This window comes from Acinetobacter sp. CAU_H_S139_7 (assembly GCF_058599305.1).
Genome location: NZ_CM178651.1, coordinates 1,243,073 through 1,255,842 on the forward strand (window position 1 = coordinate 1,243,073; position 12,770 = coordinate 1,255,842).

Annotated in this window: 13 protein-coding genes; 8 read left to right on the forward strand and 5 right to left on the reverse strand. The window is 42.3% G+C overall.

The features are described 5' to 3' along the window. Window positions 1-22: 22 nt before the first annotated feature. From AC4MC0_RS06115 to AC4MC0_RS06130, 4 genes are all read right to left on the reverse strand, one after another. Window positions 23-400 carry a hypothetical protein gene (locus tag AC4MC0_RS06115; protein WP_491887370.1) on the reverse strand — a complete coding sequence of 126 codons (378 nt, stop codon included), beginning with the start codon at window positions 398-400 and terminating at the stop codon, window positions 23-25. 8 nt (window positions 401-408) lie between these two features. After that, window positions 409-963, reverse strand: a complete 555-nt coding sequence (locus tag AC4MC0_RS06120) for a hypothetical protein (RefSeq protein WP_491887371.1) — start codon at window positions 961-963, stop codon at window positions 409-411. Between the two features lie 9 nt (window positions 964-972). Beyond that, window positions 973-2,295: a sphingomyelin phosphodiesterase gene (locus AC4MC0_RS06125; protein WP_491887503.1), complete on the reverse strand. Its 1,323-nt coding sequence runs from the start codon at window positions 2,293-2,295 to the stop codon at window positions 973-975. A gap of 327 nt (window positions 2,296-2,622) precedes the next feature. Further along, window positions 2,623-3,648, reverse strand: coding sequence for an AraC family transcriptional regulator (locus tag AC4MC0_RS06130; RefSeq protein ID WP_491887372.1), 1,026 nt, complete (start codon window positions 3,646-3,648; stop codon window positions 2,623-2,625). Window positions 3,649-3,791: 143 nt separating this feature from the next. On the opposite strand from AC4MC0_RS06130, the gene AC4MC0_RS06135 reads away from it, so the two are divergent. The 8 genes from AC4MC0_RS06135 (at window position 3,792) to AC4MC0_RS06170 (ending at window position 12,065) form a co-directional block, all read left to right on the forward strand. Beyond that, window positions 3,792-4,562: a 3-hydroxyacyl-CoA dehydrogenase gene (locus AC4MC0_RS06135; protein WP_335998899.1), complete on the forward strand. Its 771-nt coding sequence runs from the start codon at window positions 3,792-3,794 to the stop codon at window positions 4,560-4,562. 247 nt (window positions 4,563-4,809) lie between these two features. Continuing rightward, a complete protein-coding gene (locus AC4MC0_RS06140) occupies window positions 4,810-5,946 on the forward strand; it encodes an acyl-CoA dehydrogenase family protein (protein ID WP_078389332.1) in 1,137 nt (378 codons plus the stop codon). Between the two features lie 260 nt (window positions 5,947-6,206). Continuing rightward, entirely contained in the window at window positions 6,207-7,853 is a 1,647-nt protein-coding gene (locus AC4MC0_RS06145) for an AMP-binding protein (RefSeq protein ID WP_335998896.1), read from the forward strand. A 558-nt stretch (window positions 7,854-8,411) separates the two neighbouring features. Further along, window positions 8,412-9,182, forward strand: coding sequence for a HesA/MoeB/ThiF family protein (locus tag AC4MC0_RS06150; protein WP_335998895.1), 771 nt, complete (start codon window positions 8,412-8,414; stop codon window positions 9,180-9,182). A 57-nt stretch (window positions 9,183-9,239) separates the two neighbouring features. Next, window positions 9,240-10,538, forward strand: a complete 1,299-nt coding sequence (locus AC4MC0_RS06155; protein ID WP_279043101.1) for an ABC1 kinase family protein — start codon at window positions 9,240-9,242, stop codon at window positions 10,536-10,538. Window positions 10,539-10,683: 145 nt separating this feature from the next. Further along, window positions 10,684-11,064, forward strand: a complete 381-nt coding sequence (gene folB / locus AC4MC0_RS06160; RefSeq protein WP_010327015.1) for a dihydroneopterin aldolase — start codon at window positions 10,684-10,686, stop codon at window positions 11,062-11,064. After that, window positions 11,021-11,464: a 2-amino-4-hydroxy-6-hydroxymethyldihydropteridine diphosphokinase gene (locus AC4MC0_RS06165; RefSeq protein ID WP_491887373.1), complete on the forward strand. Its 444-nt coding sequence runs from the start codon at window positions 11,021-11,023 to the stop codon at window positions 11,462-11,464. Before folB ends, AC4MC0_RS06165 begins: the two co-directional genes overlap by 44 nt. Window positions 11,465-11,537: 73 nt before the next feature. Continuing rightward, on the forward strand, window positions 11,538-12,065 hold the full coding sequence (locus AC4MC0_RS06170; protein ID WP_491887374.1) for a COG3650 family protein: 528 nt from the start codon (window positions 11,538-11,540) through the stop codon (window positions 12,063-12,065). A 68-nt stretch (window positions 12,066-12,133) separates the two neighbouring features. Here the strand turns inward: AC4MC0_RS06170 and coq7 are convergent, their stop codons facing one another. Next, window positions 12,134-12,769: a 2-polyprenyl-3-methyl-6-methoxy-1,4-benzoquinone monooxygenase gene (gene coq7, locus AC4MC0_RS06175; protein ID WP_004696505.1), complete on the reverse strand. Its 636-nt coding sequence runs from the start codon at window positions 12,767-12,769 to the stop codon at window positions 12,134-12,136. Between the last annotated feature and the right edge of the window lies 1 nt (window position 12,770).

Genomic DNA, 12,770 nt, shown 5'->3' on the forward strand with positions numbered 1-12,770 from the left:
AGAATGATGAACGTTTAAGCCACTAGTTAAAGTGTTTTTGCCTCAGTTGTTCTAGACGGAGTTGATATTGCTGCTGCCATGCACTTTCAGCTAAGTTTTGTTTTTGCTGGTTCATTTCTTGGTTGAGAGCAGCAAGCTCAGATTGATAACTGGCGATCTGTTGTTGTTGTCGAGCGACTTGTTGTTCGCGTTCAGCCAACTGCGCTGCTTCTTTGCCTGAAAAGTAGCTGTTACGAATTTGTTGGGTAATTTCTTGTTGCTGCATTGGGTCGGTGACGCCAATTAAAGCCAATTTAAGGGCTTTATCGTAACTACCACTTTGACCATCAATATTTTTGCTCGGGTTTTTGTATTGTTGCTGTAATTGCGCAAGTTCACTCAGTCGTTGTTGTAAGGTCATGTGCGGTGCTAAGCAAACTGATAGCTGGCAAACTCTTTTTCTTCAGCAAAGCCGAGTTGGGTTTCTTGCTTACCTAAAGTCTGCTCACGTAAGTTCCAAATCTCCTGATAACGCTGTTGCGGTGTCATTTGTGTGGACATGGTTTTAGCTTGCATTTCTTTTTCGTACAGTGGTAGGCGTTCTATCAATTGTTTTAAAGTTTGAGCAAACTGTTGATCTGGATATTCGTCCAATACCTGTTTTAATAATGCCTGACAGTTGGTATCAGGGCAGTTTTGTTGTAACTGGTTTAATAATTGTGTGATATTGCCCGGGTTTTTTTGAAAGTGTTGAATCATTTTTTGGATGGATTCTTGTTGCTGTTGTTGCTGCATTCTTGACTCGTCATTGTTTGCAGCGGCAAGCTTCTCTTGCAAACTGCTGGGTTGAGCAGTCTCTGTAAGGGACGGTGAGGATGCCTGAGTTTGACCCGATGTGGCATATGATGAGCCAAGGCCCAACCATATCACCACACCGATTACCAATACACTCAGCACCAAAGCGATAAGCCCAAAGCGCTTCATTATTCCTCCTTATGGGTTGTATTGGAATTGACCCATTACTGGGAAGTGGTCAGATAAGTCCCAAGTCATAAATACGGGGGCGGCAGCCGAGCGAAGAATACGGACATCATTACGTGCTTGCATAGGCTGACGGTGGTTATTGGATGACACTACATAGTCTAAATATTCTACGGTAGAGCCGCCCGTGAGTCCTGCACCTGCGAGTTTATTCACTCGTGGATCGAAGGTCGATTCGGTATATCCAGTGCTGACTGGTACCGTACCATTCAAGTTGATTTGCATTTGCGCATAATCTTGCGGCCACAGTAGTTTATTGACATTAAAGTCACCGCCCATGAGTACCGCATCAAATAACGGGATATTTTGCTTATCGACCAAAGCGCGGATTTGCTTAAATTGTTGCTGGCGCATATCACGTGCCGCGTCGGTATCAAACGATGCGGTATGCGTGGAGGTCACATGATAGGCTTTGCCATTCTTGAGGATTTCAACATAAATCACGCCTTTATCGGCAAAACAGTCAATCCCTGTACAGCTCGGGTAAATAAAATGATCCGTTTTTACAATAGGATGACGACTTGCAACCAATATGCCGCTGTCATAGATATTGAAACCTGAACCGATTGGAATATAAGTTTGGTACGGATATTCCTGCGCTAATTTGGCCAACATGGCAGTACGACCAGAAGCAAAGGTTTCTTGGAACAAGATCGCGTCGTAGCCTTTTAGGTTTTGCGGCAGTTGTTCTAAACGTGAATCAATTTTACTTGCTACTAAAGGAAGAGCATAAATATTGTAGGTTAAAACTTTAAACTCATCGGCACTACTGGCAACGGGTTCTGGCACGGTATTTTGATGGATAGTGTAGTGGAAGTCGTCATAACCACCAGTGTATTCAGCTTTAAAAGCGGTCTGCGCCGCTTTTCCTGCATAATTGGTGTTGAAACGCTGAATGTTCCGATCGTTAAACCATGGTGCAGAAAAATCACTACCAGATGCAGAGTGTTTAATATCACTGCCAGACCAAGTGCCGGTCATAGATTGCTTCAGGGTGACACTTGAACCACCGCCTGTAATCACGGTATCAAAATTATAAGTTTGACCTGACTTTACCCCAGTATAACGGTTAAAACGCAGTACACGTTTGGTTTCATAAGGTGCAATTTGGGTGGCTTCTTGAGCCCATTGACTCCCTTGAGTTAAGGTGCGTGTACCGTGATGATTAATATTGACGGATACCGTTTCAGGGGTGGTATTGGTCACATAAATGTATGAGTCTGCTATCGCTTGCTGACTGCACAGCAATAATGATAACCATCCGATATTTTTCATTAAGTTTTTATTTAATTGGGTGCTCATGTGTTCCCTCCATGATGTTTTTATTCAATATTGTGTAAAACAATATGACGAGATCACTATGGCAGGTAATTTTTTTAAGTCAGTGACAAAGTGCGACAGCACCCTGATTTTCCGATGAGTGAGCATCAAAAATTCAATTTAATTTATAAGCTCTGTTGACATTTCATTTGGCCAATCAAAACCGAACCCAGAACAATAGAATGTTGAGGTTTCCTTTAACGAGAGAATGGTATGGGTGGGTTATTTGTTATGTGGAAAGAGCATGCGCGTCTCATTGTCACCTATATCAATCGGTCTAAGTTAAGCGTCCTTATTTTGACGATAAGCGCCAGGGCTGACCCCAGTCCACTTTTTAAAAGCACGATGGAAAGCACTCGGATCATGAAAATTGAGTTCAGTGCTAATGTCTTGTAATGATACTTGGCTGTTACTGAGCAGCTCAATCGCCATATCACGGCGTATATCATTTTTGAGCTGTTGATAACTGAAACCTTCACTTTTCAGTCGCCGTTGAATAGTCGCCTCAGACATATTGAAATGATGGGCAATTTCAGACAGTTCAAGCCACTGTATCGGGGGTTCTTGCATTAAATAGCGACGAATTTGGGCACTGGTTGAATGTGGGTTTTTATAACGAGTCAGTAAAATATGTGGGGTTTGTTGAATAAATTGATACCACGATTTACTGTCCTGTTTTATGGGCATTTTTAAATAATTTGCATCGAACTGAATATAATTTTCAGCCATTTGATACTGGATATTTTCACAAAAACGAACTTTGTAATCGATGTCATCTGTAGGTGTATCACATTTGAGTTGAATTTGATTCAAAATCACTCGTTGCCCAACCAGCCAACACATTAGGGCATGAATTAGCATGATGTAAGTTGCGTAACTAAACATGCGCTTGGGCTGTAGTCGTTCATAAATCACAATATAGGCATAATGTTCTTGCACCATGAGCTGACTGCTAAAGTCGTCTAACACCAAATTCATAAACTGCAAAATATGTTGAATGGCTTGGTCTAGCTGGGTGGTGTGTAACAGTGATTTAGATAAAAACTGAAAGCTGCCACGGCGCATAGCATGGCGATCCATCCCAAAAAATTCATCATTCATCACATTGGCCAGTTCAGTCCAGAGCTGTGCATATTGATTGACTGAGACCCGTGCTTTTGTCGCACTTAACAATTCGCTATTGATGCCTGCATTTTTCAAAATATCAGCAACTGCATATCCCTGCTTTTCAGCTTCAAACAATGCTTCGTGTACCAAAGCAATTGAAATGGAATCTTTCTGGGCGTTTGCATGTTCCGATGCAGTCATAGTGGCTTCCATATTTTTAGTGTGCATTTTGAGCATTGTCCAAAACCATCATGGAAGATGCAATATTTGGAAATTGTACTCAAGTGCTTCTGTGTTTACATTTCTTCTTAAGTCGTAGCATTCAATCATACAAGGAAAAATAAATGAAGATTCAAGGAAAGGTTTTTGTCGTCACGGGTGGAGCATCGGGTTTAGGCGCAGCAACAGCACGTCATTTGATTGGGCAAGGTGCGAAAGTCATTTTGGTGGATATGAACCAAGCTTTAGGTGCAGAGCTACAGCATGAGTTGGGTGAAAATGCTCAGTTTAAAAGCCTTGATGTTACTGATGAGCACGCTGTGCAAAGTTTCTTCCAAGAAGTCGAGGTGGAATATGCACAGTTGAATGGTTTGGTGAACTGTGCAGGTGTAGCACCTTCAGCCAAAGTGTTGGGTCGTGATGGTATTCATGAGCTGGCGTTATTCCAAAAAGTATTAAACATCAATGTCTCAGGTACTTTTAATATGCTGCGTTTTGCTGCGCAGTTAATCGCGAAATATGAACTTCAAGCTGGTGAAGAAGAACGCGGAGTGATTGTGAATACAGCTTCGGTTGCAGCCTATGACGGACAAATTGGCCAGACCGCTTATGCAGCCTCTAAGGGCGCTGTGGTTTCAATGACTTTACCGCTGGCACGTGAACTAGCACGTGCGAAAATTCGAGTGATGACCATTGCTCCAGGCATTATGGAAACGCCAATGTTGAAGGCGATGCCGCAAAATGTACAAGATGCGTTGGGTGAAATGGTGCCATTTCCGAAGCGGTTGGCAAAACCTCAAGAGTTTGCTCAGCTTGTGGGGCATATTTTTGAAAATAGTTATTTGAATGGTGAAGTGATTCGTTTAGATGGCGCGATTCGTATGCAGCCTAAATAAGTTAGATTTTTATAGAAAATGATGATCTGTACAGAGCTACAAATTTCTAATCGAATTAAAATAGCGTTGTGTCCGTATTCATTTTCTTTTGAAGGATCAAAAGAAACAAAAATCCTTTTCGAAACTGAAGATACATCCTTGTATCTCAGTTTCGGAGGCGACATCCATGTCGCCGTCACATCTATCCAAATGCTGTAAATAGTAGAAATTTTGAACTGAATATAATTGATATAGAAAAGGATATCTAATGCTTTTAAATGAAGAACAAAAAATGGTTCAGGATATGCTGCGTAGTTATTCGCAGGAAAAACTGAAGCCAACTGCAGCTGAACGTGACAAAACCGCACAGTTTCCTGCGCAAGAACTTAAAGAGCTGGGTGAGTTAGGTGCTTTGGGTATGACTGTTTCACCTGAGTGGGGTGGTGCAGGCTTAGATTATATTTCACTGGTGGTGGCACTTGAGGAGATTGCAGCAGGTGACGGTGCGATTTCGACCATTGTCAGTGTGCAAAACTCACTGCCGTGTGGCATTACCCAGCGTTATGGAACTGATGCGCAAAAGCAGAAATATTTAAGCAAGCTTGCCACAGGTGAGTGGTTGGGGTGCTTTTGTCTCACTGAACCACAAGCAGGATCAGATGCAGGTGCGTTGGAGTGTAAAGCTGTTCGTGAGGGCGATGAGTGGGTGCTGAATGGAACCAAACAATTTATTACCACAGGAAAGCATGCACAAGTCGCTTTGGTTTTTGCAGTCACAGACAAAGCTGCGGGGAAGAAAGGTATTTCTTGCTTTTTAGTCCCAACCGATACCGAAGGCTATATTGTCTCTCGTATAGAAGAAAAGATGGGGCAGCACTGTTCGGATACGGCAACCATTGTTTTGGAGAACTGCCGCATTCCGGCAGATCATTTGCTAGGTGCTGAAGGCGAAGGCTATAAAATTGCGCTTTCAAATTTGGAGTCGGGACGTATCGGTATTGCAGCCCAATCAGTGGGTATGGCTCGTGCCGCTTTAGATGCTGCGGTTGAATATGCCAATGACCGTAAAGCCTTTGGTGTTGAAATTGTACAACATCAGGCAGTTGCTTTTCGTTTAGCCGATATGGCGACGCAAATTGAAGCGGCACGTCAGTTAATTTTCCATGCAGCCGCTTTGAAGGATGCAGGATTGCCATGTTTAAAAGAAGCCTCTATGGCCAAACTGTTTGCCTCAACCATGGCAGAGCGTGTTTGTTCTGATGCTATTCAAATTTATGGTGGCTATGGCTATGTTTCAGATTTTCCTGTTGAACGAATTTATAGGGACGTCCGTGTGAGCCAGATTTATGAAGGGGCATCTGATATCCAGCGTCTTGTCATTGCACGTGAAGTCACCAAGGTTTAAGTCGACTCAGTTTTAGACCTTGGTCGATGTTCAAAGCCTGCACTTTCATTGAGGGATTTGGAAATTGTAGGTGCATTTAAAACATGGTTATCTAGGTACAGCGGTTAAGTACAGTCATTAAATAGAGCAGCTGAGCTGCTCTAGGTTTTCAAATAATATAGAACTGACAATGAGGTCAGTTCAACGCTTAAAACGATAAAGAACATGGACGGCCAAAGTGGATTTGGCCTTAAAAAAATGGATAATACGAGGTTGTCGTGATGAAGACATTAGAACAAGCCCACCAAGAATTTAACTATGAGCAACTGATTCAGGAACAATTGGTCGGCCAACCCAATGCAATAAATGCCTATATTGAGTGCTGTCAGCGTTATGTCGGGTTACAAAAAACAGCACTCATCTGGGAAGGAAAAAATGGTGAGTCAGAGCAATGGAGTTTTGAACAGCTCGATGTTGCCTCAGCACAGTTGGCAAATTATTTTAAAAAGATCGGGATTCAAGTGGGGGACTGTATCGCAGGGCTGTTACCGCGTACGCCTGAACTGCTGATTACGATTTTAGCAACATGGCGGATCGGTGCGATTTATCAGCCTTTGTTTACTGCTTTTGAGTCGAAGGCGATTGAACATCGAGTTTTAACTGCGAACACCAAGTTGATTGTGATCAATGCAGAGCAACGTCCAAAATTAAATCACGTTGAAGTCAAACATATCCTTACAGTAAATGCGGGAACAAACTTAACTAGTAATGAAGCTGATTTTTGGCAAGAGGTCAAACAACAGTCCGATCAGTGTGAAGCTGTTTTGCGTAGCTTTGATGATGATTTCCTGATGATGTTTACCTCAGGCACCACAGGTTTGGCCAAATCAGTGCCTGTCCCTTTAAAAGCGGTTTTGGCTTTTAAGGGCTATATGCAACATGCAGTCGATTTAAGAGAAGATGATTCTTTCTGGAACTTAGCCGATCCGGGCTGGGCTTATGGGTTGTACTACGGCATTACAGGCCCGCTCAGTTTGGGGCATAGCATCATTATGGATGAGCGTACATTTAGCGTCGATCATGCAGTTGAAGTCATTAAAAAGTATCGCGTCAGTAACTTAACGGGTTCGCCTACAGCTTTTCGGATGTTCTTTGGTTTTAAAGAAAAGTTTGATCCTTCCATTAAGACCCATTTACGCGCCGTCAGTAGTGCGGGTGAGCCTTTGACCCCAGAAGTGATTCATTGGTTCAATAATGATCTGAACGTCAACATCTATGACCAATATGGACAAACTGAATTGGGCATGGTGATTGCCAACCATCATGCATTGGAGCATGAGAAAAAAGTCGGGTCGGCAGGCTTTGCCAATCCCGGACACCGCTTTGCTGTACTTGATGCGAATCACCAAGAAGTGAAGTGCGGTGAAATTGGAACATTAGCGATAGACTTTAGCCAGTCACCACTGACATGGTTTAAGGGCTATGGTGGCAATAATCGAAAGTCCTTTGTGGGACAGTATTATTTAACAGGTGATACGGTCAAGCTCAATGAAATTGGTGGTATCGACTTTGTTGGACGTGCTGACGATGTCATTACAACGTCAGGCTATCGAGTCGGACCTTTTGATGTCGAAAGTACTTTGCTTGAGTGTGCGGAAGTACTCGAGTCAGCTGTGATTGGTAAGCCTGATCCAGAGCGTACGGAAGTGGTGAAAGCTTTTGTGGTGCTGAAACCACAGTACCAAGCATCTAAGGAATTGGATGGCAAACTCCAAGCCTATGTGCGCTCACGTTTATCTAAACATACGTATCCGAAAGAAATAGAGTTTGTTGAAAGTTTGCCGAAAACGTCGAGTGGCAAAATTCAACGTAATTTACTGAAACAGCAAGAAGTGGCAAAGATACAAACCTTACAAGCTGCCATTTAATTTACAAATAAAAGGGTCTTAAGGGGAACTCGAATTCGACGTAATTGTTGATCTAACCGATTGAAGAAAATTATCTTGGCGGAGTTTTATCAAATTTTCATCCAATTTCATCATTAGCCTGCGGCTCGCCCTACTTGTGTTTCGGCAAAAGTAGGCAAAACCATGGTCACCTGCAAAACCTGTTCTTTTCTTGGATTTATTAAAAGATATCGAAGAAACATTATCTTGCTTAGATCATGCAGGTTGCAGATGACATTTTCGCGTATCATATTTTTTGTTGAAATCTAGTTCGAGTTAAAGCCAGTCAGTTCTAAATAGGCTGGCTTTTCTTTGATCCATTTATAGTGACCTGTGGGAACACTGCTCTAAACATAGTTAGATGTATAAATAGCCTAAGTAAATTTAACTAGGCAACTACTATGATTCAATCTCTGTAATTTAAAAGTGAAAAAGTTGAGCCATCTAAAGCACATCGCATTTATTGAATTTGTGCATAGCTAACGTTGGTTTCATGGGTATAATTCGCCATCAACATTTTCTTTAGCAAAAGGCTGAATCATGGACGAGTTAGATGAAAGTCTAGAACTCAGTAATGCTGAAATGCATCTCTATAGTCGTCAGATTTTATTGGACGGTTGGGATATAGAGGCACAAGAAAAATTAAAGTTGGCCAATGTACTCATTGTTGGCTGTGGTGGTATTGGTTGTATGACTGCGGAGTTATTGGCACGTGCTGGTGTAGGGCAAATCACTCTGATTGATGCTGATACCATCGAAGTAAGCAATCTTCAAAGACAGATTGCCTATGTAGAAAACAATGTCGGTTTTTATAAAGCAGAGGTTTTGGCCCAGCGTTTAAAGCAGATCAATCCCTACATCCAAGTCCATGCGCATGCCGTAAAACTTGATTCAGCCAATGCAGCCAGTTTAATTGCAGGTCAAGACTTAGTCCTTGATGGTTGTGATAATTTTACGACACGGTATTTGGTCAATCAGCAGTGTAAAGAGGCCAATGTTCCACTCATCAGTGCATCGGCCATTGGTTTTCAAGGGCAACTGTTTATGGTGGAAGGTGAGTCCGCTTGCTATGAATGTCTGTTCCCGAAAGAAGAACATGCGAATGAAAGCCTGCGCTGTGCAGATTCAGGTGTTTTGGCTACCACGCCGAACGTGATGGCCAGTCTTCAAGCGCATCATGCACTTTTATACTTGGGTTTAAATGTCACCGCACTCAAACAACGCCTGTTGCTTTGGGATGGCTTAAGTATGAAACAACGTTTGCTTGCTTTCGAAAAAGATACAGATTGTCCCGTTTGTCAGGCAAGATAAGCCTACAATTTTTTCATTCTTTGATACACTCAATACAATTTATTTTTGACCGATATTATGAAGAACAATATCTTTTTAGATGGACTGCGCTCTGTTGCCCGTGTTGGGGAAACAGCAGTCATTGCAGCACGTGCGGGTATTAAGTACGCGACTGAAAAACCAAGTAATGCCAAACTGATGCGTGAAACCTTTGAGTCTTTGGGTTCAACCTATATCAAGTTGGGTCAGTTTATTGCAAGTACACCTTCACTTTTTCCACGTGAATATGTTGAAGAGTTTCAAGGCTGTTTAGACCAAACTCCATCTTTGCCGTTTAGTTATGTACAAGGGGTTTTGGCGTCTGAGTTTGAAGGCCGAAACCTGTCTGAGATTTTTGCATCGATTGATGAAACGCCGTTAGCTTCAGCGTCTATTGCCCAAGTCCATGCCGCAAAGCTGGTGACGGGCGAAGATGTGGTGATTAAAGTACAAAAGCCGGGTGTAGAAACCATTCTCTATACCGACTTAAATGTTCTGCACTGGGCAACCAAGGTTTTAGAAAAAGCAGTGCCTAAAGTCAAATTTGCATCTCTTGCAGACATTGTGGAAGAAATCAAAACCCGCATGGTTCGAGAAGTCGATTTTATTGAAGAAGCCAGTAATCTGGATGACTTTGTGAACTATCTCAATATCACGCAAAACCATAAGGCGATGGCACCTAAGGTCTATCACCAATATTCGACTCGCCGTGTACTCACCATGCAGCGTCTTTACGGTGTGCCATTAACCGATTTCAATGTGGTGAAACAGCGCTGTAAAGATCCATCCCAAGTCCTGATTACCGCCATGAATACATGGTTTGGTAGTTTGATGATGTGTAATAGCTTCCATGCTGACTTACATGCTGGAAACCTAATGTTGCTTGATGATGGTCGTGTGGGTTTTATTGACTTTGGAATTGTGGGGCAGTTGAAACCTGAAGTGTGGACAGCTTGTATCGCCTTTATGGATGCCTTACAAAAAACGGATTATGTACTCATGGCGGAAAACATGCTGAAAATGGGCATGACCGCGGTACAGATTGATACACAAGTGTTGGCTGCAGATCTTGAGCGTTTATTCAGTGGTGTGTTATTGGCAGATCCGCAAGAATTGCTGAGTTCAAACCCAGCAGATTTGAATGACATCATGATGGATATGGTCGTAGTGGGCGAGCGTCACGGTATTCGCTTCCCACGTGATTTTGCATTGTTATTTAAACAGATGCTGTATTTCGATCGTTTCATGCGCATCCTTGCACCGTATACCGACATCTATGCTGACCAGCGTTTGCAAATGGTGCAAACTATGGATCCAAATGTGTTGTTAAAAAACTAAGTTCTTTTGAAGCACACTCACCAAAAAATCCCTTTCAGTCCTTCTTTTAAAAGAGGGACTGAAAAATGCTTTCCTGTTTAAGCGGTGAGAAACATGGTTTCGTAAGTCAGGGATTAAAATGTCAAAATCTGTTAAAGGTAATAATGTGGACGCAATTATCATTGAAGGCTTAAAGGTTGAAACAGTGGTTGGCTGCTTTAACTGGGAACGTCAGATTATTCAGCCTTTAATGTTGGATATGATTATTCAAACAGATTTGGAACAAGCTTCAAACTCAGATGACTTAGACCATACCTTAAATTATGCTGAAATTTGTGAAATTGCAGCAAAGGTCATTCAAGATGCTAAGCCTGAGCTGATTGAACATGCAGCAAAATTGGTCATCAACGCACTTTTTTCTACCTTTCATGCGATTGAATCGATTAATATTACCATCCGTAAGCCTGCCATTATCGCGCAAGCAAATTCTGTAGGAATTCGTCTTGAACGCCACCGAAACGATTTTCGCCCTAGCTCTGGCGAGTAATAATAATCCAAAGCAACATTTTTTATATGCCTCTGAGCAACTTGCTAAAATTGGGCAACTGCAATTTTCGAATATTTATTTAATTCCATGCCGTGATGGGGTTGGGGCAGATTATTGGAATGCAGCCTGTTTGCTGAAATCGTCTTTGTCTGTTACCGATATTTCAGTATTGCTGAAAAATATGGAAGCTACATCTGGGCGTATTCGTCCATCGCATCAGATTTCACTAGATGTCGATTTGATTGCATGGGGTGAAAACTTAGAACATATGCAGTTCAATCCCAAAAAATTACCTTTAGCTTTAGACGTTAAAATTCCAATGTTTGATGTGTGGAAGGATGCTGCATTTCAGCATCAAACACATGCATTTCCAACGGTGAGCTGCTTGGAAGCCAAGTAACATATCGAAGTGTGATTGACACTTGAACTGGCTTAACATGCTTATAAAATATAATTCGCAGCGAGCTATTTTCATGAAAATACAAATTTTGAGTGCTCTTTCTTTAGCCATGTTTTTAGCGGGCTGTCATTCAACTCCGTCCAAAACGACAGCGACACCTGCTATGGATATAACGAGTGTATCTCAAACGACTGAAAAACAAGGGTTAAAACTAGCTGTTCATGCCTATACCCAAGATCAATCGGATTATCAAACTAGCCTATATGATTTAAACCAAGACGGAATCGATGACGCCGTGGTGCTATTAAGTGGGATGGAGTGGTGTGGTTCAGGTGGCTGTACGTTGCTGGTCTTTAAAGGTCTTGCAGATGGGAGTTTCCAACCGCATAGCAAAATGACTGTTTCATCTACACCGATTTATGCCTTAAGTACCCAAACCCAAGGTTGGCGTGATTTGTCGGTTTATACCCGAGGTTTAGGACAGGTCATACTGAAGTACAATGGGAAAAGCTATCCATCCAACCCATCACTAGCATCAAAATATACGGCGAATTTAAAGCAAGTAGGTAATACTTTATTACTGCCGATATCAGCGGAATAAGCAAATTAGAGTCAATAACAAAGCAGTGGCATAACCACTGCTTTGTTATAAGAGTAAGGCATATTTGCTTAAATAAAATAACTGGTCTTGGTCATGAGTTTTGAAATAGCCGTCATGGTAATTTTGACAGGAATCGGTAAATCGACACCGCCAGCATTCAGGGCTGTATCACGGTGATGCAATTCATCTTCATTCATTTGCACAAGGATATTACGAGAACGGTCATCTTGAGCAGGGAGTTGGCTGATGTGATGCTGTAAGTGCAGGCTCACTTGGCGTTCAGTTTCTGCAACAAAACCTAAGCTATATTTATCACCTGCGATGCCTGCGATTGCACCCATACCAAAGGATAAACCGTACCAAATTGGATTAAGCAGACTGGTATGGCTGTCTAGCTCTTTTAAGCGATCTTCACACCATGCAAGATGGTCTTGTTCTTCAATCGCGGCTTGTTCCATTTCGCGGCGTACATTTGGCAATTTTGCGGTTAATGCTTGCCCATGATAAAGCGCTTGCGCACAGACTTCACCACTATGGTTGACCCGCATTAAACCTGCAACATGACGCGCTTCACTCACTGCGAGTTGAGTTTCGACCGCCTTGCCTGGGTTTTCACGTTGAGCAGACGTTGTGCCTGGAACTAAGCTACGCAGGGCTTGATCAAAAGAATTGATAAATTTATCGATGCCAGTGTAATGACGCATA

Coding starts and splice junctions, on each gene's coding strand:
- AC4MC0_RS06115 (WP_491887370.1), bottom strand. CDS start 400: ATGACCTTACAACAACGACTGAGTGAACTTGCGCAATTACAGCAACAA.
- AC4MC0_RS06120 (WP_491887371.1), bottom strand. CDS start 963: ATGAAGCGCTTTGGGCTTATCGCTTTGGTGCTGAGTGTATTGGTAATC.
- AC4MC0_RS06125 (WP_491887503.1), bottom strand. CDS start 2,295: ATGAAAAATATCGGATGGTTATCATTATTGCTGTGCAGTCAGCAAGCG.
- AC4MC0_RS06130 (WP_491887372.1), bottom strand. CDS start 3,648: ATGACTGCATCGGAACATGCAAACGCCCAGAAAGATTCCATTTCAATT.
- AC4MC0_RS06135 (WP_335998899.1), top strand. CDS start 3,792: ATGAAGATTCAAGGAAAGGTTTTTGTCGTCACGGGTGGAGCATCGGGT.
- AC4MC0_RS06140 (WP_078389332.1), top strand. CDS start 4,810: ATGCTTTTAAATGAAGAACAAAAAATGGTTCAGGATATGCTGCGTAGT.
- AC4MC0_RS06145 (WP_335998896.1), top strand. CDS start 6,207: ATGAAGACATTAGAACAAGCCCACCAAGAATTTAACTATGAGCAACTG.
- AC4MC0_RS06150 (WP_335998895.1), top strand. CDS start 8,412: ATGGACGAGTTAGATGAAAGTCTAGAACTCAGTAATGCTGAAATGCAT.
- AC4MC0_RS06155 (WP_279043101.1), top strand. CDS start 9,240: ATGAAGAACAATATCTTTTTAGATGGACTGCGCTCTGTTGCCCGTGTT.
- AC4MC0_RS06170 (WP_491887374.1), top strand. CDS start 11,538: ATGAAAATACAAATTTTGAGTGCTCTTTCTTTAGCCATGTTTTTAGCG.
- coq7 (WP_004696505.1), bottom strand. CDS start 12,769: ATGCGTCATTACACTGGCATCGATAAATTTATCAATTCTTTTGATCAA.